Source organism: Streptomyces sp. NPDC004629 (assembly GCF_042873595.1).
In the GTDB taxonomy this organism is placed as follows: domain Bacteria; phylum Actinomycetota; class Actinomycetes; order Streptomycetales; family Streptomycetaceae; genus Streptomyces.
The window spans coordinates 330,358-348,258 of sequence record NZ_JBIALO010000002.1; the positions used below are offsets into that span (position 1 = coordinate 330,358).

12 protein-coding genes and 1 pseudogene are annotated in these 17,901 nt (G+C 73.9%); 7 read left to right on the plus strand and 6 right to left on the minus strand.

Features of this window, described 5'->3' with window-relative positions; genetic code table 11:
• Nucleotides 1-308: 308 nt before the first annotated feature.
• Complete coding sequence (locus ACFYTE_RS04490) at nucleotides 309-2,294, plus strand: ricin-type beta-trefoil lectin domain protein (RefSeq protein ID WP_388704743.1); 1,986 nt, start codon at nucleotides 309-311, stop codon at nucleotides 2,292-2,294.
• 103 nt (nucleotides 2,295-2,397) lie between these two features.
• On the opposite strand, the gene ACFYTE_RS04495 is transcribed toward ACFYTE_RS04490, so the two are convergent.
• Complete coding sequence (locus tag ACFYTE_RS04495) at nucleotides 2,398-3,108, minus strand: DUF4232 domain-containing protein (RefSeq protein WP_388704745.1); 711 nt, start codon at nucleotides 3,106-3,108, stop codon at nucleotides 2,398-2,400.
• A 234-nt stretch (nucleotides 3,109-3,342) separates the two neighbouring features.
• The gene (locus ACFYTE_RS04500; RefSeq protein WP_388704747.1) at nucleotides 3,343-4,731 is read right to left on the minus strand and encodes a serine/threonine-protein kinase; all 1,389 of its coding nucleotides are present in this window, start codon (nucleotides 4,729-4,731) and stop codon (nucleotides 3,343-3,345) included.
• Nucleotides 4,732-4,776: 45 nt separating this feature from the next.
• On the opposite strand from ACFYTE_RS04500, the gene ACFYTE_RS04505 reads away from it, so the two are divergent.
• The gene (locus tag ACFYTE_RS04505) at nucleotides 4,777-5,322 is read left to right on the plus strand and encodes an RNA polymerase sigma factor (RefSeq protein ID WP_388704749.1); all 546 of its coding nucleotides are present in this window, start codon (nucleotides 4,777-4,779) and stop codon (nucleotides 5,320-5,322) included.
• Between the two features lie 20 nt (nucleotides 5,323-5,342).
• Here the strand turns inward: ACFYTE_RS04505 and ACFYTE_RS04510 are convergent, their stop codons facing one another.
• Entirely contained in the window at nucleotides 5,343-6,314 is a 972-nt protein-coding gene (locus ACFYTE_RS04510; RefSeq protein WP_388704751.1) for a GlxA family transcriptional regulator, read from the minus strand.
• Between the two features lie 137 nt (nucleotides 6,315-6,451).
• Here ACFYTE_RS04510 and ACFYTE_RS04515 point away from each other — a divergent pair, with 137 nt between their 5' ends.
• Together ACFYTE_RS04515 and ACFYTE_RS04520 are read left to right on the plus strand one after the other, a co-directional pair.
• Nucleotides 6,452-7,090, plus strand: a complete 639-nt coding sequence (locus ACFYTE_RS04515; protein ID WP_388704753.1) for an HD domain-containing protein — start codon at nucleotides 6,452-6,454, stop codon at nucleotides 7,088-7,090.
• A gap of 146 nt (nucleotides 7,091-7,236) precedes the next feature.
• Nucleotides 7,237-8,175, plus strand: a complete 939-nt coding sequence (locus ACFYTE_RS04520; RefSeq protein ID WP_388704755.1) for an NADP-dependent oxidoreductase — start codon at nucleotides 7,237-7,239, stop codon at nucleotides 8,173-8,175.
• 384 nt (nucleotides 8,176-8,559) lie between these two features.
• Here ACFYTE_RS04520 and ACFYTE_RS04525 read toward each other — a convergent pair whose 3' ends face one another.
• A complete protein-coding gene (locus tag ACFYTE_RS04525) occupies nucleotides 8,560-10,941 on the minus strand; it encodes a SpoIIE family protein phosphatase (protein WP_388704757.1) in 2,382 nt (793 codons plus the stop codon).
• 718 nt (nucleotides 10,942-11,659) lie between these two features.
• Here ACFYTE_RS04525 and ACFYTE_RS04530 point away from each other — a divergent pair.
• A pseudogene (locus tag ACFYTE_RS04530) lies at nucleotides 11,660-11,906 on the plus strand (toxin Doc); the annotation flags it as partial.
• Between the two features lie 524 nt (nucleotides 11,907-12,430).
• Nucleotides 12,431-14,080 carry an RICIN domain-containing protein gene (locus ACFYTE_RS04535; protein WP_388704759.1) on the plus strand — a complete coding sequence of 550 codons (1,650 nt, stop codon included), beginning with the start codon at nucleotides 12,431-12,433 and terminating at the stop codon, nucleotides 14,078-14,080.
• 88 nt (nucleotides 14,081-14,168) lie between these two features.
• Here ACFYTE_RS04535 and ACFYTE_RS04540 read toward each other — a convergent pair whose 3' ends face one another.
• Nucleotides 14,169-14,732 (minus strand): hypothetical protein, encoded by a 564-nt coding sequence (locus ACFYTE_RS04540; RefSeq protein ID WP_388704762.1) that lies wholly within the window; start codon nucleotides 14,730-14,732, stop codon nucleotides 14,169-14,171.
• A gap of 324 nt (nucleotides 14,733-15,056) precedes the next feature.
• Here ACFYTE_RS04540 and ACFYTE_RS04545 point away from each other — a divergent pair, with 324 nt between their 5' ends.
• Nucleotides 15,057-15,491: a subtilase-type protease inhibitor gene (locus ACFYTE_RS04545; RefSeq protein ID WP_388704763.1), complete on the plus strand. Its 435-nt coding sequence runs from the start codon at nucleotides 15,057-15,059 to the stop codon at nucleotides 15,489-15,491.
• 676 nt (nucleotides 15,492-16,167) lie between these two features.
• Here ACFYTE_RS04545 and ACFYTE_RS04550 read toward each other — a convergent pair.
• On the minus strand, nucleotides 16,168-17,670 hold the full coding sequence (locus ACFYTE_RS04550) for an MFS transporter (protein WP_388704765.1): 1,503 nt from the start codon (nucleotides 17,668-17,670) through the stop codon (nucleotides 16,168-16,170).
• Between the last annotated feature and the right edge of the window lie 231 nt (nucleotides 17,671-17,901).

Here is a 17,901-nt window from a genome sequence, read left to right on the forward strand (position 1 = left end):
AGTGGGGTCCGTGCGGCGCGACGTCGCCGCCGCACGGACCGGCTTCCGGAGGGCGTCGCGGTCAGACCGCGTATCGGGACGTAATTCGGCCGTCGCCCCGGCGACAACCGGCACATGCTGCACCTTGACTTTGCGTCAATTCCGCTGGCTCCGCCGGTCAATGCCAAAAACCTCGAATCCCTTGTTCTGACATGAGCCCCTGTGCCAAGGTGTGCCGTGCGGCGCTGCGGACCATTGATTTTCTGTCAGAAGGCCGCGCACGGCCGACGTTCGAGATGCCGCGTCCCCTGGTACGGACTTATTTCCGCATGGCGTCTGGGAGGAATGCAGCCGTGAAAGACGCAGGCCCGCCGAATTCCCCGGTTTCCGCTCGGCCGTTCGAAAACACGGACGAGCAGTTGAGTGCCGAACTGCGGAAGTGGACGGGGACGACGCCCGCACCGCATCCCGTGGGCGAACTCCTCGACCGGCACTGGGAAGCGGTGTTCGGCTACGCCCGGCTGTGCACCGACGGGCCGCGCTCGGCCGGCATGCTCACCACGGCCGCCTTCACCCGGCTCTTCGGTGAATCGCTCAGACAAGTGGGGCCACCCACCTCCGCGTGGCGCCCCCAACTCCTGGTCACCGTGCGGCGCATCGCGGCGGAGTGGGACGGCGACGGACGTCAGGAACTGCTCCATGCCGCGCTGCGCTCCTCCGCCGCCGGGGAGCGGGCCGCGGCCCGGCTGCTGCCGCCTTCGGACCGGCGCCTGCTGTCCCGGGCGTTCCAGCGGCTGCCGCAGACCGCCCGCGCCCTGCTGTGGCACACCGAGGTCGAGGCGGAACCGCTCACGGTGCCGGTCGCCCTGCTGGGCCTCGACGAGCGGGTCGCCGGCGTGGAACTGCGGCGGGCCCGGGAGCGGCTGCGCGAGGAGTGCCTACAGGTCCACCGCGAACTCGCCCCGCAGGAGGAGTGCCTGCGCTACGTCCGGATGCTCGATGTCACCTACCGGCGCACCGGCGTCGACGTCGACCCGGACCTCGGACAGCACCTGGGCGGCTGCGCACACTGCCGGCACACCGCCGACCAGCTGAACCAGTTCAACGGGCTGCTCGGCATCGCCCTGGCCGAGGCCGTGCTCGGCTGGGGCGCCCAGGAGTACGTCGCCTCGCGGGTCGGACCGGCCGCAGAGCCCGCCGAGGACCGGCCCGCACCGCACCCGCCGGCCGGACCGCCCGGAGGCGAGTCCTTCGGCCCGCCGGCGGGCGCACCGGCCGAGTCACCGCCGGGGGCCGGAGCCGAGGAGGCCGGCCGCAGGCCGTCGGGGCGCCGCGCCGCACCCCGCCGCCCCTTCGGCGGCGGCGGCTTTGGCCGTCCGGTGCCGTCCGCGCCGCGCGCCCGTGCCGCACGTTCCGCCGAGCGCGCGGCCCGCCGGGTCCGCCGGCGCAACCTCGCCCTGGCCGCGACGACCGTGAGCACACTGGTCGTGCTGCCGTTCGTCCTGTGGTCCGTCCTCGGCCCCGGCCACGGCACGACGCCCGGCCCCGGCACGGAGCCCGGCCGGACACCCGGCTCGGGCCCCACGTCGTCCGACCCGTCCTGGATCGGGGCGAGCGCGAGCGCCCAGGGCACCCTGCGCGGCAGGCTGCACAACCTCGCCTCCGGACGCTGCGTCGGCGTCGCCGGCAAGAAGGCCGTCGACGGCGCGGAGGCCGAACTGGCCCCGTGCTCCTCGACCGCGTCCCAGCAGTGGGCGTACGAGAGCGACGGACTGCTGCGCAACGCCGCCGCCCCGGACCTGTGCCTCGACTCCCACCTCGGCTACTCGGTCCGGCTGGCGCCGTGCGCGGGCGCGGCGCAGCCCCGCACCAGGAACGTCCGCTACGACTTCACCCTCCAGGGCGCCCTCGTGCCCCGCTGGAACCAGGACCTGGCCCTCGTCCCCGCCGCCACCGACGGGTCGGGCGCCCTCGTCGTGAAGACCCGCTCGGCCGGCGAAGCCCAGCGCTGGGTGATCGACACCTCGCGGCCCGAACTGCGGATGCAGGTGGTCAACTGGGGCACCGACGACGGGCCGTCGCCCACGGCCACCGCCGAGCCGCCGCCCGGGGCCGAACCGGCCCCGTCCGCGTCCCCCGCACCGTCGGCGACGAGGACGCCGGCTCCGCGGCCCACCCCGTCCGGCACCGGCTCCACCGGCCCCTGCACCGGCGGTGCCGGCCACCGCCCCTACCCGTACCCCGGCACCTGCTCCTGGGACGGCTGGTACGGCGGAGGCGGATACGGCTCCGGCGGCGGTCACGGTGGACGCTGACCGGCCGTCACGAGGAGCCGGCCCCACCCGGGAACTCCGCCCGGCCGCCCGGCGGCCCGACGACGGGGGTTCACGGGGCGGGACGGGGCGGGAAGGGGAGCGGTCAGGCGCCGCTTCCGGGAGCGAGGACCGTCAGGGAGACGGCGGAGGCGTTGCCGGACACCGGCACCGGGCCGGCCGTCCACGCCACCTTCAGCTGGTCCCGCTCGTCCGGCGGAGTGATCAGCAGCGCGGCGGGCGTCGCCGTGCGGGCGCCGCTGATCTCCGGGTTGGAGAAGGTCAGCCCGGCCCAGGCGCTCTGACCCGGCTTCAGCGTCACCGTCGCGGGCGTGCCCAAGGTGCGCTCGGGATCGGGACCGAGCCGGCCGCCGGAGGCGGTCACGAAGGCGGCGCCCGGGTAGCCGTGCACGGTGCACGTGCGGGCGGAGGCGTTGGTGAGCACGATCGGGAAGTTCTCCTGGCCCGCGCCCGGGTTGTTGCGGCCCACGGATGCGCTCAGCTCGGAGGTGTGACAGCGGGAGCCGCCGCCGGACGTGGGGGTCGCCGCGCTGTTCGCGCCGTCGTGCGGCGCGGGCGGCGAAGAGGGCTCACCGGACGGGGTCCCGCGGCCCGCCGTCGGCGTTCCCGACGGTGTGCCGTCCGCCGTGGCGTCCTCGGTCGTCGGGCCGCCGGTCGCGGGCGCCGCCGTGCCCGAGACCTGCTGCGGGCCGCTCCGGATGCCGGTGCCGTCGCCGCACGCGGTCAGCAGGCCCAGCACGGCGACGGAGGTCACGAGCAGGGCCGCCCGGTGCGAGGTCTGGGACGTGTACGCCATGTCTGTCCACACTCCTGGATCTTCAAGGCGCGCGCCGGACGCGTGCCCGCGGCGCTCGGTGCGCCGTCATCACACTCCGATGCGCGGCCCGCGGAAAAGGTTCGCGGCCTGCGGGGATTTCTCGCCCAGCCCGCCGGTTTCCCCACCGCCCTCCCAGGTGTCCCGGAGCGGGGCGGGTGTGCGGGGCCGTCTGCTCTGGTGTCGCGGCGGGGGTCGGGTGTGCGGGTCGTCTGCTCAGGTGACCCGTAGTGAGCGGAGTATGCCGTCCGTCGCGTCGGGGCTCCCGTGCTCGCGTACCTGCACATACACCTGCGGCCTCGCCTCGCCGTCCGCCGGGCCGAGCCCCGTCTCCGTGATCGAGCCACCGCCGGCGCAACCGTCCCAGGTCCGGGTCCGGCCCCGCCAGTGCGCGTCGGCGAAGGCGCGGCTGCCGGCGTAGTGGCAGCCCGGGTGCGCGAGGGCGTTCACCTCGGGCGTCACCTCGCCGTGCTCGCTCAGCCCGATGAACACGCCGTTCACCGGCGCCGTCAGGTCCTGCCACCGGGCCAGGTCGTCGGCCACGGCCAGCCCCGGTTCCTGCCCGGACCGCAGGCCGAGCGCCCGCGGATTCCAGCCGGCGTCACGCAGCCGGCGAGCCCAGCCGGACGGGACCTCGGCCACGATCCGTCCGGTGGTGTCCGTGACCCGCACCGTGTCCGGCGCGGACTGCCGGGTCACCAGCGTGACGGCGACGGCCGCGACACCGGCGGCCAGAGCCGCCGCGCCGGCCAGCGCGAGCGTGCCGAACCGCTTCCTGACCCCGGCGGACCGGCCGCGCGCCGGCGCCGCCGGCGTCCGCGCCGCCAGCCGGTCCAGTTCCTCCGCGAACGCCTGCGCGCTCGGCCAGCGCCGCTCCCGGTCCGGCTCCAGCGCGCGCATCAGGGCCCGCCCCGCCTCGCCGTCGAGGTCCGCACGCAGCCGCTCGGGCCGCACCACCCTGCCCGGAGCCGCCGGGACGGTGCCGGTGACCAGTTCGTAGCCGACCGCGCCGAGGCTGTAGACGTCGGCGCGCGCGTCGATGCCCGCGCCCGGCTCCGCCTGCTCGGGCGGCCGGTACCCGGCCGAGCCGGCGGCCAGGGTGAGCCCGGATGCCTGAGCGAGGCTCTTGGCCAGCCCCAGGTCGGCGAGCAGCACCCGCCTGCTGCCGTCCGGCGCGGTGCGCAGCAGCACATTGCTCGGCTTGATGTCGCGGTGCACGATCCCCGCCTCGTGCAGCGCCGCCGCGGCGCGCGCCGCCAGCGCCGTCAGCCGCAGCGCCCGCGCCACCGGGACGGGGCCAGCGGCCGACAGCTCGGCGAGGGTGCCCCCGTCGGCGTACTCCATCACGAAGTACGGCCTGCCGTCGGGCAGTTCACCGATGTCGTAGACCTGTACGACCCGGTTGGAGTCGGCCCGGCGCAGCAGCCGGGCCTCGGACAGGAACCGGTCGTGGATGTCGAGGCGGTGCGACCAGTTCTCGGCGAGGACCTTCACCGCGACGGGCGCCTCCAGCCGGTCGTCGTGGGCGAGCCACACCGTGCCGAAGGCGCCGCTGCCCAGACGTCGTTCGAGACGGTACCGGCCGATCCGCTCGCTGGATTGCATGGGACTATCATGCCTGCCCTGAGATCGACTTCGAGGGGGCCTTTCGTGCACGACCCGGCGCTGACCGAAGACCTCGCCCGGCGCGCCGCCGCCGGCGACCCGGCGGCCCTGGACCGGCTTCTGAGCGAGGTCCGGCCCGAGGTCGTGCGGCGCTGCGGACGCTTCCTGCCGTGCCGGGAGGACGCGGAGGAAGCCGCGCAGGACGCGCTTTTGCAGGTCGCCCGGAAGATCTCCACCTTCGAGGGCCGCAGCCGCTTCAGTACCTGGCTGTACACGGTCGTCGCCAACTGCGCCCGGCAGAAGTACCGCGAACTCAAGCGCCGCGCCGCCGAACAGCCCGCCTCCATCGAGCCCGCCGCGCAGGTCGACCCGCGTACCACCAGCGTGATCGCCGGCTCCCGGGTGGACCTGCTGGAGGCGCTGGAGCGGCTGGAACGCGAGCACCCCGACCTGGTCGCTCCGCTGGTCTACCGCGACATCTGCCAACTGGACTACGCCGAGATCGCCGACCGCATCGGCATCCCCCTCGGCACCCTCAAGTCCCGCCTCCATGAGGCCCGCAAACAGATCCGCCCCTGGCTGAGCGCCTGAGCCGCGGTCGAATGTCCGGACTATCCCGCGTTGGCCCGGCGCGCTGTGCCGAATCGGCGCTGATAGGCGGCCGGGCTGATCGACAACTGCCGCACGAAAACTCTCCGCATGCTCTCGTAATTCGGGAATCCGGCAAGGGACGCCGTCCGCGTCGCGGTATGCCCTTGGTCGAGCAGAGCTTTCGCCATGCCGAACCGGATCATCTCCACGTAACGGGCCGGAGTGGTGGACAGCTCGTCGTGAAAGAGCCGCGTGAGATGCCGAGGGCTCACATTGAGGTGCTTGGCGAGTTCGCCGAGTGAGTGGTTTCCCCCGGGATTCGCCGTGATCAGGTCGGTGATTCTGCGCAGGGCCGGAGACCGGGGCGGCGGTCCTTGCAGTGGGGCGGAGAACTGTGACTGGCCGCCCGAACGCTGCACATAGACCACCAGGGCGCGGGCGACATCGCGGGTCAGTTCGGGGCCCTGGTCCTCCTCGACGAGTGCCAGCGCCAGATCGATGCCGGCGGTCACGCCCGCCGAGGTGTAGGTGGTGCCGTCACGGACGTAGATCGCGTCGGGTTCGACGCGGGTGGCCCGGCAGCGGGAGGCGAGTTCGTGCGCGACCTTCCAGTGCGTGGTCGCACGCTTGCCGTCCAGGAGGCCTGCGGCGCCGAGGATGAATGCTCCGGTGCAGATGGAAGCGACCCTGGCGGCCCGGACCGCCAGCGTTCGCGCGGCCTCGATCAGATCGCGGGGGACAGGTGTGCGCGGGTAGAGGTCCGCGCCGGCCACCAGGAACGTGTCGGGAACAGGCTCCGTGGCGGCGGCGTCGACCGCGACCCGGATCCCGTTGGACGAGCTGACATCGGCACCGGTCGGCGACACCAGCACGATCGTGTAGTCGGCACCGAGCCGGTTCGCTTCCGCGAATACCTCCGCGGGGCCGGCGACGTCCAGGAGCTTGACCCCGTCATAGACGAGGATCGCGACCCGATGCGTAGCGGGGCCCACATCCCCGCTGCCCGTCTGTCCGGATTCGGGTGACTCATGGCCGGACCGAGGCGGCGCCGGACGCCGGGTGGTCGGCAGTGTGGAAGACGGACGCACCGTCCATTCGTAACACACCGATATCGGAAGGCGCAGAGGTCATGAGCGAGATCATCGCGGGGGTGGAGGTTCCTGAAACGGCGGCGGCCGTCGAAGCCACCCGCCTCATGCAGAAGATGACCAACCCCCTCATCCACCACCACTCACGGCGCGTTTTCGTCTTCGGTGTCCTGCACGCTCGCAGGCTCGGCCTGGGGCCCGACCCGGAGCTTCTCTACCTGTCCGCGATGTTCCACGACACCGGCCTCTTGACGCCGTTCTCCGACGTGGAGCAACGCTTCGAGATCGATGGGGCCGACCACGCACGCAGGTTCATGCTCGACCGCGGTTTCCCCGCCACGGCCGCCGATGTGGTGTGGACGGCGATCGCGCTGCACACGACCCCGGAGGTTCCCGGCCGGATGGGTCCGGAGATCGCCCTCACGCATGCCGGGGTTCTGACCGACGCGCTCGGCCTGGGCCTGGACGAGCTGGATCGCGGCCGGGTGGACGAGATCACCGCCGTCCATCCGCGGGGCGACTTCAAGCACGAGTTCTTGCAGGCCTTCGTCGACGGACTCAAGTACCGCCCCGATACCACGAACGGAACCGTGAACGCGGATGTGCTGGAGCACTTCGTTCCCGGCTTCCGCCGCACCACCACGGTCGAGCGCATCATCGGCGCTCCCTGGCCGAGCTGATGGTGCCCGGAGCCGGATCTGCACACCCGAGAACAGGTGAGATCGACCATGCAGAACGGCATACATCCACCTGCAACCGCCATGAGCGCCGCGCGCGAGCGGGCGGTGCGCTCGGATCGCCCCTTCCCTCACCAGTAAGGACCTCTATGCAAGCCATCACTGTGCGGGACCGTGACGCCGGTCCTGCCGGGATGTCCCTGACGGACATGCCCTACCCCCATGCGGCCGAGAACGACGTCATCGTGCGGGTGCACGCCGCCGGCTTCACCCCCGGCGAACTGGACTGGCCCGCCACGTGGACCGATCGCGCCGGTCGCGACCGGACGCCGAGCGTGCCCGGACACGAGCTGTCCGGTGTCGTCGTGGAGCTGGGGTACGGCACCACCGGCCTGAGCGTCGGACAGCGGGTGTTCGGCCTGGCCGACTGGACCCGTAACGGCACGCTCGCCGAGTACACCGCGGTGGAGGCCCGCAACCTCGCCCCGCTGCCGGCGGGCATCGACCACACCGTGGCCGCCGCGCTGCCCATCTCCGGGCTGACCGCCTGGCAGGGCCTGTTCGACCACGGCCACCTCACCACAGGCCAGACCGTCCTGATCCATGGTGCCGCGGGCGGCGTCGGCTCGATCGCGGTACAGCTCGCCCGCGAGGCCGGCGCCCGCGTCATCGGCACCGGCCGGGCCTCCGGCCGGGACAGGGCGCTCGCGCTCGGCGTCGACACCTTCATCGACCTTCAGGCCGAGCAGCTGGAGGACGCAGGCGAGGCCGATGTCGTGTTCGACGTGATCGGCGGCGACATCCTCGACCGCTCGGCCGCCCTGGTCCGCCCCGGTGGCACGCTGGTCACCATCGTCATGCCGCCCAAGGTCCGGCCCAAGGACGGGCGGGCGGTCTTCTTCGTCGTCGAACCCGACCGCGCCCGGCTCGCCGATCTCGCCACGCGGCTGAGGGACGGCCGGCTCAAGCCGGCCGTCGGTGCCGTGCGGCCGCTCGCCGAGGCACCCGCCGCGTTCGCCCCCGGCAGGCGCACCCCGGGCAAGACGATCATCCGCGTCACGGAAGACCGATCAGCAGACCCCTCGTGACCGGCATGCGCATCACCACCGGCCCCCTGGCTGTGGGGTGTCGGGGTTGCGCCCGGTCGCTCGGGCCGGGGCCGGTTGCCTCGGTCCCGGCTGCCTGCCCTGGGCCGTAGTGGGGTGTCTGGGTTGCGGTTGGCCGCCTTGGCCTCGGCTGGGTGTCTGGGGTGTGGTTGGTAGCTTGTGCCGGGGTTGCCGGCCTGGGCCGCGCCTGACCGCCTGAGGGCCGTCGCCGGGTGTCTCTGGGGTGCGGGCGCCGCTTGTGCCGGGGTTGGATGTCTGGGGCGTCGTCGGTTGCCTGCGCTGGGGACGATCGCTGGGGCGCCGGGCGGGTGGGTGTGCTGTCGCGCTTGTTCGTTCGGGGGCCGGTCGGTCGGCAGGGCAGTGCAGCTAGTCCTCCTCGATCAGGCCCAGCTCAGCCCAGATCGTCTTGCCCTCCGTCGTGTGCCGGCTGCCCCAGCGCTGGGTGAGCTGGGCGACCAGGAGGAGTCCACGGCCGCCCTCGTCCCAGGTCTTGGCGCGCCGGAGGTGCGGTGCCGTGTGACTCGCGTCGGACACCTCACAGATCAGCGTCCGCGCGCCGTGGATGAGCCGCAGCCGGATGGGGTGCGCGCCGTACCGGATGGCGTTGGTGACCAGCTCGCTCACCACCAGTTCCGCGGTGAACGAGATCCCGCTCAGCGCCCAGGCGTCCAGTTGGTCGACGGCCTCCTTGCGGATCGGCGCCACCAGGGCCGGGTCGGCGGGGATGTCCCACGAGGCCACCTGGGAGGCGGGCAGCCCCCGGGTACACGCCACCAGCAGGGCCACGTCGTCCGGGATGCCGCCCGGCGGGAGCACCCGGCCCAGGATCCGGTCGCAGGTCTCGTCCAGTGACTCCCCGCGGGGCGCCAGGGCCTCCAGCAGCAGCCGCTGGCCGGTGCCAGCCTCCCGTTGCCGGTTGTCGATCAGGCCGTTCGTGTACAGGGCGAGCACGGTGCCCTCGGGCAGCTTCACGTCGGCCGATTCGAAGGGCAGCCCGCCAAGGCCGAGCGGCGGCCCGGCCGGCAGGTCCAGTTGCCGGGGCGTGCCGCCGGGCGGCACCAGGACCGGCGGGGGATGCCCGGCGCGCGCCGCGGTGCAGCGGCGCGAGACCGGGTCGTACACGGCGTACAGGCAGGTCGCGCCGACCGCGCCGGCGTCGCCCTCCGACTCGCCCGACTCCTCGGACAGCCGCACCACCAGGTCGTCGAGATGGGTGAGCAGTTCGTCGGGGGCCAGGTCGATGTCGGCGAGGGTGCGCACGGCGGTGCGCAGCCGCCCCATGGTGGCCGAGGCCTGGATGCCGTGGCCGACGACGTCGCCGACGACCATGGCGACCCGCATCCCGGACAGCGGGATCACGTCGAACCAGTCGCCGCCCACCCCGGCGCGGGCCGCGGGCAGATAGCGGGAGGCGGCCTGCACGGCGGAGGTGCGCGGCAGTGTCCGGGGCAGCAGGCTGCGCTGCAGGGCGATCGCGGTCTCGCGCTCACGGGAGTAGCGGCGGGCGTTGTCGATGCAGACCGCGGCCCGCGCGGTGACCTCCTCGGCCAGCAGGACGTCGTCCGCGGAGAACGGATCGTGGCGCCGGTGCCGGCTGAGGACCGCGACCCCGAGGGTCAGGCCGCGGGCCCGGATCGGCACGGACATCACGGAGTGCACGCCGTGTTCCAGTGCCCGCCGGGCGCGCGCCGACTCCGTGGCCAGCCATCGGGTCAGCTGCTCGGACGGCACCGAACCGACGACCGTGCGGCCCGAGGTGAGCGAGCCGGCCTGCGGGGAGGACTCCGGGTAGACGGCGACCCGGCCGGCCGGGGTGACCACCTCGGGGCCGCCGGGCAGCACCGAGCGGTGCGCGACCCGGCGCAGCGTGACCGGCGCGGTGATCCGCCGCGGCGGCTCGCCGCCGTGTCCGCGGGGATCCAGCAGGTCGATGCTGACGAAGTCGGCGAGCGCCGGCACGCACACGTCCGCGAGTTCCTGCGCCGTGCGGGTGACGTCCAGGGTGGTGCCGATGCGCATGCTCGCCTCGTTGACGAGTTGCAGCCGCTCCCGGGCCAGATGGCCCTCGGTGAAGTCGTGGGCGGCCAGGCACACGCCCCGCACCCGCCCGTCGCCGTCGGTGACCGGGGCGATCCGGGCCAGCCAGGCGTGTGCCTGTTTCTCGCCGCCGGTGCGTGTGTGCGTGTGCACGTCCCGGGGCCGGCCGGTGGTGAGCACGTCCAGGAGGGCGGCTTCGAGCTCGTCGCTCTGCGGTTTGCCGCCGATCTCCGACAGCCGCAGGCCCCGGGCGCGATCCTGGGGCAGGCCGAGTACCTCGGCCATGGCGTCGTTCATCTGGCGCAGCCGCAGCCGGTCGTCGTAGACCGCGACGGCACACGGCGACTGGGTCAGCGCGGCGGTGGCCAGCGGGTCGTCGGCCGCGTCGGGTGTGCCGCCGGTGAGCGGGGTGACGACGAGCCAGTCACCGGGCCGGCCGTCCCGCGGCGGGCGGCGGTGAGCGAGCAGCCACACCGGTATGGCGCGGCCGTCGCGGTGGCGCAATTCCACCGTTCCGTTCCAGCGGGGGCCGGTGGGTGCGGCCGGGTTGCCGTCACCGGCCAGCAGCCGGGCCGCGGGGCGGCCCACGACCTCGGCCGCCGGGTGGCCGAGCAGCAGGCGGGCGCCCTCGTTCCACTCGACCAGGGTGCCGTCGTCGCCGATGACGGCCCGAGCCGTCGCCGTGTCGTCGAACGGATAGACCGGGCTCATCGTCGCCACTCCCAGCGCACACTCACAGTGAGCAGGTGCGTCACTTGTGTTCCAGGGTAGTGCTTCGGGTGCGTCGGCGGACGGTGACGGGGTGCCGTCGGACCGGTGCCTCCCGGACCGTCAAGAGCAGAATCCGGCCGATGTGCGGCATCGCGGGGAGTGCGACCCGACCGTTGACGCGCGTATATGACGTAGCGTCAGAAACCGTCTGGTCAAGACCGGTTGTGAGTGCTTCTGGGTTCCGGCGGGGGAGAGTCGCCAGGACGGTCATCCGCAGATCGGTTCCGGTCGCCGCCGGGGCGTCGCCCGGCGCCGCACTCCCGCGGCGCGACGGCCGGCGCTCGGTGCCGGCCGACTCCGGCGGAGCCGGCGCTCCAACGGGTGGGTGCGCCGTCCCGGGTGCGGCGTCCCGAGTGCGGCGACTCGGCCCGGCGCGATACGGAGTCCGTCCGATCGCGTCGGTCGTCTGCGGCGCCGTCGTGGCTCGTCGCGCAGTTCCCCGCGCCCCTTCGGGGCGCTGCGCGCCTCGGTCGCGTCGTGGAAGACCAGGCCCAGGGTGTGGCGGTGGCGCCCTGCCGGAGCGCGGTCGCGGTGCCCCGGGACTGGACGCGGACCCGCTGCTTCCCGGGGGTACCGTGAGGGCGCCGAGGCGTTCCGCCACTTCTTCGCCGCCCACGCCGCCGAGTTCGCCGTCGCGTTCCCGAACGGCGAACCTCGGGACCAGCCCACCGTCAACGACTTCTCCGCGCTGGCAGCCGCCGTGGCCCGGCACCCTCGCCCTGCTCAGGCCCCTGCCGTCGGCCAACGCCCGCTTCGCCTGTGCCACCGCCGTGGCCTCCATGTTCGCCAGCGGCGTCGGTATCGACCCGCCGTACGGCGCCTGGGTCGACCTCACCCGTGACCTGATGTCCGGCAGGGCGGATGTGTACGCCGCGGCCGACCGGATCCGCTCCTGGCAGCTGTGAACGCGGCCGGCGGACGGGCCGGAAGCGGCGGGGGAGCGTCCCCCGCCGCAGGGGCGGCGGGAGAACGGCTCCCCGGCCGCCGGCCCCCCGCCCCGGGGCCGCCGACCGAGGGCGGGAGGAACGGGGTCGGCGGCCGGTTTCGCGCGGGAGAGCCGCCGTCCCGCGCGGGGCCTTCGAGGAGGGCCGGTTCCCAGTGGACCATCCCGCCGACCACGGCGGGAGCGTGCGCGCCGGACCGACGCGTGCACGCGCTTCACACGGGGCGCACGCCCGCACCGCGGCCGAACGCGAACACCGGCTTTCCGCAGGGATTCTGACCTTCCTTCAAAGCGGCCGATGTTGCGCGGGTGCCTTGTTGGTCGTGTGGGAGTTGTGCAAGGGTGAACCGGCCCGTGCGGGGGGAAACGGCCGGGCCTCATTCCACCACCGAGGAACCGGACCGGGGCCGATGAGACACCGGTGAATTCCCGCTCCCCGCGCGCACGCAACAGGGTCACCCCATACGCACCAAAGGAATCCGCTCCGTGCTCACCCCCCACCCCCCTCGTCCTTCGTATCCGCCGCCGGGCGCAGCACCCGGAGAATCGGACGAGTCCCTCGCCGCCCCGCTGCGCGCCGGCTCGGACGCGGAGGCCGCCCGGTCCGCCGGGCTGCTGATGGCACGGCACTGGCAGCCCGCCCAGGACTACGCGGCGATCTGCCTCGCCACCCCGGGCAGCCTCGCCCACCTGGTCACCGCCGCCGCCTTCCACCAGGTCCTGGACCTGGTCGCGCTGGGCGAGAGCGCCGACGCGCTGCGGCCCCGGCTGCTGGTCGCCGTCCGCGACACCGTCGAGAACTGGTCCGCCGACCCGCGGATGTCCGCGGTCCTGCCGGACCTCGGGAAACCCGCGGGGGGCCGCGGCATGCGCGCGGCGAAGTCCCTCACCCCGGAGAACCGCGCACTCGCCGAGCGCGCATTCCGGTCTCTTCCGCCGCTCGCCCAGAACCTGCTGTGGCACACCGAGGTCGAGGCCGAGTCGATAACCGTTCCGGCCGCCCTGCTCGGCATGGGCGCGGACACCGCGGCCGCCGCCCTCGAACACGCCCGGGAGAAATTCCGGGAAGGCTGCGTGAGCGCCCACCGGGAACTCGCGCCGAGCAAGGAATGCCGCTTCTACAACCGCCTCCTCGATGTGCCGATCCGGCGGGGCCGCGGGCTGCTGCCGGACGTCCGCCGGCATCTCGCTGAGTGCCGCCACTGTCGGCACGCCGCCGAGCAACTCGGCCATGTCGAGGCCGGTTTGGGGCTGCTGCTGGCCGAGGCGACGCTCGGCTGGGGAGCCCGCCGCTACGTCGACTCACGCCCCGGGCGTACCCGCGCGGCCGGCCCGCGGGCCCGTGGCACGGTCCGGCGCTCCGGCGGACGGGCGCACGCGGGCGGGCGGCACCGCCTGCTGGACCGGATACCGGCGCCCGCACGGCGCGCCGCGCGGCTGGCGAGCCGGTCGCCGAGGACCCTGCTCACCGGCGTCGGCATCGCCGGGGTCGGGCTGCTCGCCGGCGTGCTCGCGGTCGCCCTGTGGCCGGACGGCGGCGACGGCTCCGAACCGGCCGCCTCCACCAGCGCCTCCGGCGCCCGCGGCACACTGCCGGGCCGCGATGCCGCGTCCCCGCCCGTGTCCTCGGCCCCGTCCCGGCCCGGCGCGCTCGGTCAGACCCGGCTGCGCAACGCGGCGGCCGACCTGTGCCTCGACATCAAGGGCAGGCCGCGGGCCGGCGCCGGTGTCGTCCTCGCGGCGTGCTCCCCGGCGTGGAGCCAGCAGTGGACGTACGAGAACGACGGGCTGCTGCGCAGCGCGACCGACGCCGGGCTGTGCCTGGACTCGCACGCGGACGCCGGCGTGGTCATCCTCGGCTCCTGCGCCCCGGCCGACGGCGCGCGGGGCACCGATGTGCGCTACGACCTCACGGTCCAGGGCGAGTTGCTGCCCCGCTGGGACGAGACTCTGGCGCTCGCCCCGAGCGCCGCCGACCAGGCGGCCGACCTCGTCGTGAAGGTCCGTGACGGGTCCGACGGCCAGCGCTGGCTCACCGACCCGCCCCCGGCCACCCCCGGCTCCCTGTCGATCACCGGCACCGGCGCCCCCACGGCCCGTCCGGCCCGTCTGCCGGACCGGCCCGCCGTGGACTAGCGGGCGACCGGCGGGCGCCCGCCCCCGGTGTACTCCCGGTCCGCCGGGTGAGCGGCAGTCTTCAGCGGTGGGCGTGAGCGAGGACCTCTCATCCTTCGTCCGCGTCGTCGCCGGGCGCACCGTGCACCTCGTCGGCGTCGGGTCCCTGTGCCCGCACCCGCTGGACGTGCTCCAGGGACGCGCGCAGTTCGGTGAGCCAGTCGTCGGTGTGACGCTGGACCAGGCGTACGCACCAGGCGAGGGCGTCGCTGCGGCTGCGGGCCACACCCGCGGCGATCAGGGTGTCGAGGACCTGTCGCTCGGGTTGCCGCAGCCGGGTCATCACCGGCGCGGCGACATGGGTGAACAGGGCCCGCCGGCCGCCGCACTCCACGCCCCAGGACACCTTCCTGCCGAACCGGTGCTCGGCCTCGCCGGCCACCGCCATCCGGGCCTGGCGGGTGCGTTCCCGGAACTCCTGGATGCGGCCCTCGACGGCCGCCGCCCGTTCGGCGTCCGCAGTGCCCTCGGCGAGCCGGGGCTCGGGGATGCGTCCGATGACGGTGATCTCCTCGCGGTCGGCGGTCACCTCGACCAGTTCCGTGAAGAGATCCTCGGGGACGCGGCCGGCGAACCAGTCGCGCAGCTTCTCCAGCTGTCCTTCCGTAATCATGTAATGACGATTACTCGGCCCGGCCGTGAACACAAGGGCACGGCGGAGGGGTCCGCCCAGGGCGGAACCGGAGTGTTTCAGGACGTTTGCGGGGGTACCTCGATCCGGCCAGCCGGACACGGGCGCCGATCAAGGACCGCCGCGTTGCTGGGCCGCACGGCCTTGGCCGCGTCACTTCCCGCCACTGATTCAATACGCAAGGTTACTGAAAGTCATGGGTCGGATGTGAGTTCCGGCGGCGGACTCGGCAGACTCGCGCTCGCCGTCGCGGCACCGACCGGGCCGGACGGCACCCTCGTCGAATCGAGCGGAAGGATGCACACAATGCGGAACACCGCGCGCCGGGCAGTGACCCTCGGCCTCACGGCCGCCGCCGTCTGCGGAACCCTGACCGGGGCCGCCGTCGCCTCTCCCGGCCCCACCCCCTCGTCGCTGTACGCCCCGTCGGCCCTGGTGCTCACCGTCGGCCGTGGCGACAGCGCGGCCCTCGCCGACCCGGAGCGGGCCGTCACCCTCACCTGTGCCCCCGCGCCGTCCGGCAGCCACCCGGCCGCGGCCCTGGCCTGCGCCGAACTGCGGCACGCCGACGGTGACTTCGACGCCCTGACGCGGCGCGAGGACGCGGTGTGCACCAGGGAGTACGACCCGGTGGTCGTCACGGCCGAGGGCGTCTGGCAGGGCCGACGCGTCTCCTACGAGCGCACCTTCGCCAACGCGTGCGTGAAGAACGCCCACGGGGCCGGCGTCTTCGCGTTCTGAAAGACCGGGATCACCGCCCGCCGCGCCCGCCGGAGCGGGCCCGCGCACGGGGAGCGCGGGCTTCGGAGCGCGGACCGGTGATCCCGCTCCGGGGGCGGCGGCGGAGTGGGGCCGCCCGCCGCCCCCGGGACCACGAAACGGCTCTGCCGGTATCTGCCACGGGGTTTCGGCAGGGGTGCCGTCGGACGACGGCGAGGAGTTGGCGTCGTCCGACGCGGGGTGACCTCTCGGCCTGGGGGCCGGCGAGTACGGGCTTCGGAGCGCGGAGCGGTGATTCCGCTCCGGGGGCGGCGGCGGAGTGGGGCCGCCCGCCGCCCCCGGGACCACGAAACGGCTCTGCCGGCCTCTGCCACGGGGTTTCGGCAGGGGTGCCGTCGGACGACGACGGGGGCGCCGTCTGCCTGCGGGGGGTGGGCCCTCGGCCTGGGGGCCGGTTTGTGTGCTGAGAGGGCGGGGTCGCTGCCCGCCGTGCCTGGGGGAGTGGGCTTGCGTACGGGGAGCGCGGGTCGGTGATTCCGCTGCGGGGGTGGCGGGCGGAGTGGGGGTCGCCCGCCACCCCCGGGACCACGAAACGGCTCTGCCGACCTCTGTCACGGGGTGTCGGCAGGGTGCCGTCGGACGACGGTGAGGGGTCACCGTCTGCCTGCGGGCGGCGGCCCCTCGGGCTGGAAGTTGGTCACATGTGGATGACCGGCGCCGCTGTGGCGTCCTGCTGGGGTGTGCCGCGGCGGAACAGGCCCAGCGCGATGAGCGCGCCCGCGGCGAAGAGGCCCGCCGACCACCAGAACGCGGTGGTGTAGCTCTCGATGGTCGCCTGCGCCTGGACCACCTTGCTGGTGGCGTCCCGGCCCGCCAGGTAGTCGGTGGCGGCGCTCGCGGCGAGCGTGTTCAGCAGGGCCGTACCGATCGAACCACCCACCTGCTGCATGGCGTTGACAGTCGCCGAGGCCACGCCCGCGTCCTCGGCGGCGACCCCGCCGGTGGCCAGCTGCATGGCGGGCGGCATGACCAGGCCGAGGCCCACACCGGTCACGATCAGCTGCGGCAGCACCGTGGAGGCGTAGGCGGAGCCGATGCCGATGCCGGTCAGCCAGGCCATGCCCACGGCGGCGACGGCGAAGCCCAGGGAGATGACGGCCTTGGGACCGATCCGGGGCAGCAGCACCGTGGTGCCGAGCTGGGCGGTCACCATCAGGGCGCCCACCATCGGCAGGAACGCCACACCCGTCTTCGTCGGGCTGAAGCCGAGGTTGAGCTGCAGGTAGTAGGTGAGGAAGAGGAACACACCGAACATGCCCGCGCCGGTGATCAGCACCGAGAGGAAGGAGGCGGCCCGGTCGCGGTCGAGCAGGATGCGCAGTGGCAGCAGCGGATGCTCGGCCCGGGTCTGCCACCAGGCGAACGCGGCCAGCAGCAGACCGCCCGCGATCAGGAAGCCCCAGGTCAGCGGGGAGCCCCAGTCGTGTGTCTCGGCGTTGGAGAAGCCGTAGACCACGGAGAAGAGACCGGTGGCGACCAGGACCGTGCCCGGCACGTCGAGCTTGGAGTTCGCGGCGTCCCGGTGGTTGGTCAGCAGCAGCGAGCCACCGATGAAGGCGACCACCGCGATGGCCACGTTGACATACAGCGTCCAGCGCCAGTCGAGCGCGTCCGTGAGGACACCACCGAGCAGCAGCCCCACGGCACCGCCGGCCCCGGCGATGGCGCCGTACACGCTGAACGCGCGGGCCCGTTCCCGGGCGTCGGTGAACGTGGTGTTGAGCAGCGACAGCGCGGCGGGCGCGAGCAGCGCGCCGAAGGCACCCTGGAGGGCGCGCGCGGTGACCAGCATGGCGAAGCCGTTCGCGGCGCCGCCGAGCGCGGAGACCGCGGCGAAGCCGACGACGCCGACGAGGAAGGCCGGCTTGCGGCCGAACAGGTCGGCGATGCGCCCGCCGAGCAGCAGCAGCGAGGCGAAGGCCAGCGCGTACGCGGTGACGATCCACTGCCGGTTGCCGTCGGAGAAGCCGAGGTCCGCCTGTGCGGACGGCAGCGCGATGTTCACGATCGTGGCGTCGAGCACCACCATCAGCTGCGCGACGGCGACGACCGCGAGGATCCACCAGCGCCGTGCGGATGGCGTCGCGGGCGCCGCCGCGGCCGCCTCGACGGCGTCGTCGGTCCGGGTCTTCTGGGACATCGGGAACCACTCCAGGGAAGTCGTCCGGGCTTGAGCAAAGAAAACGTAAACGAAACGGTTTCGTACACATCGAGACTAGACCATGCGAGCGAAACGGTAAAGTTTCGCTGGCGGCTCGTCGCGCTCCCTGCGGAGCGCCCGCGGCCGGCAGGGGAGATCGTGGAGGCGTGTGGTCCGAGCCCTGGGCCGCCCGCGCGGCGAGGCGTCGGACGACAGCACGCAACCCTCAAG

Coding starts and splice junctions, on each gene's coding strand:
- ACFYTE_RS04525 (WP_388704757.1), bottom strand. CDS start 10,941: ATGAGCCCGGTCTATCCGTTCGACGACACGGCGACGGCTCGGGCCGTC.
- ACFYTE_RS04490 (WP_388704743.1), top strand. CDS start 309: ATGGCGTCTGGGAGGAATGCAGCCGTGAAAGACGCAGGCCCGCCGAAT.
- ACFYTE_RS04500 (WP_388704747.1), bottom strand. CDS start 4,731: ATGCAATCCAGCGAGCGGATCGGCCGGTACCGTCTCGAACGACGTCTG.
- ACFYTE_RS04550 (WP_388704765.1), bottom strand. CDS start 17,670: ATGTCCCAGAAGACCCGGACCGACGACGCCGTCGAGGCGGCCGCGGCG.
- ACFYTE_RS04520 (WP_388704755.1), top strand. CDS start 7,237: ATGCAAGCCATCACTGTGCGGGACCGTGACGCCGGTCCTGCCGGGATG.
- ACFYTE_RS04515 (WP_388704753.1), top strand. CDS start 6,452: ATGAGCGAGATCATCGCGGGGGTGGAGGTTCCTGAAACGGCGGCGGCC.
- ACFYTE_RS04545 (WP_388704763.1), top strand. CDS start 15,057: ATGCGGAACACCGCGCGCCGGGCAGTGACCCTCGGCCTCACGGCCGCC.
- ACFYTE_RS04540 (WP_388704762.1), bottom strand. CDS start 14,732: ATGATTACGGAAGGACAGCTGGAGAAGCTGCGCGACTGGTTCGCCGGC.
- ACFYTE_RS04495 (WP_388704745.1), bottom strand. CDS start 3,108: ATGGCGTACACGTCCCAGACCTCGCACCGGGCGGCCCTGCTCGTGACC.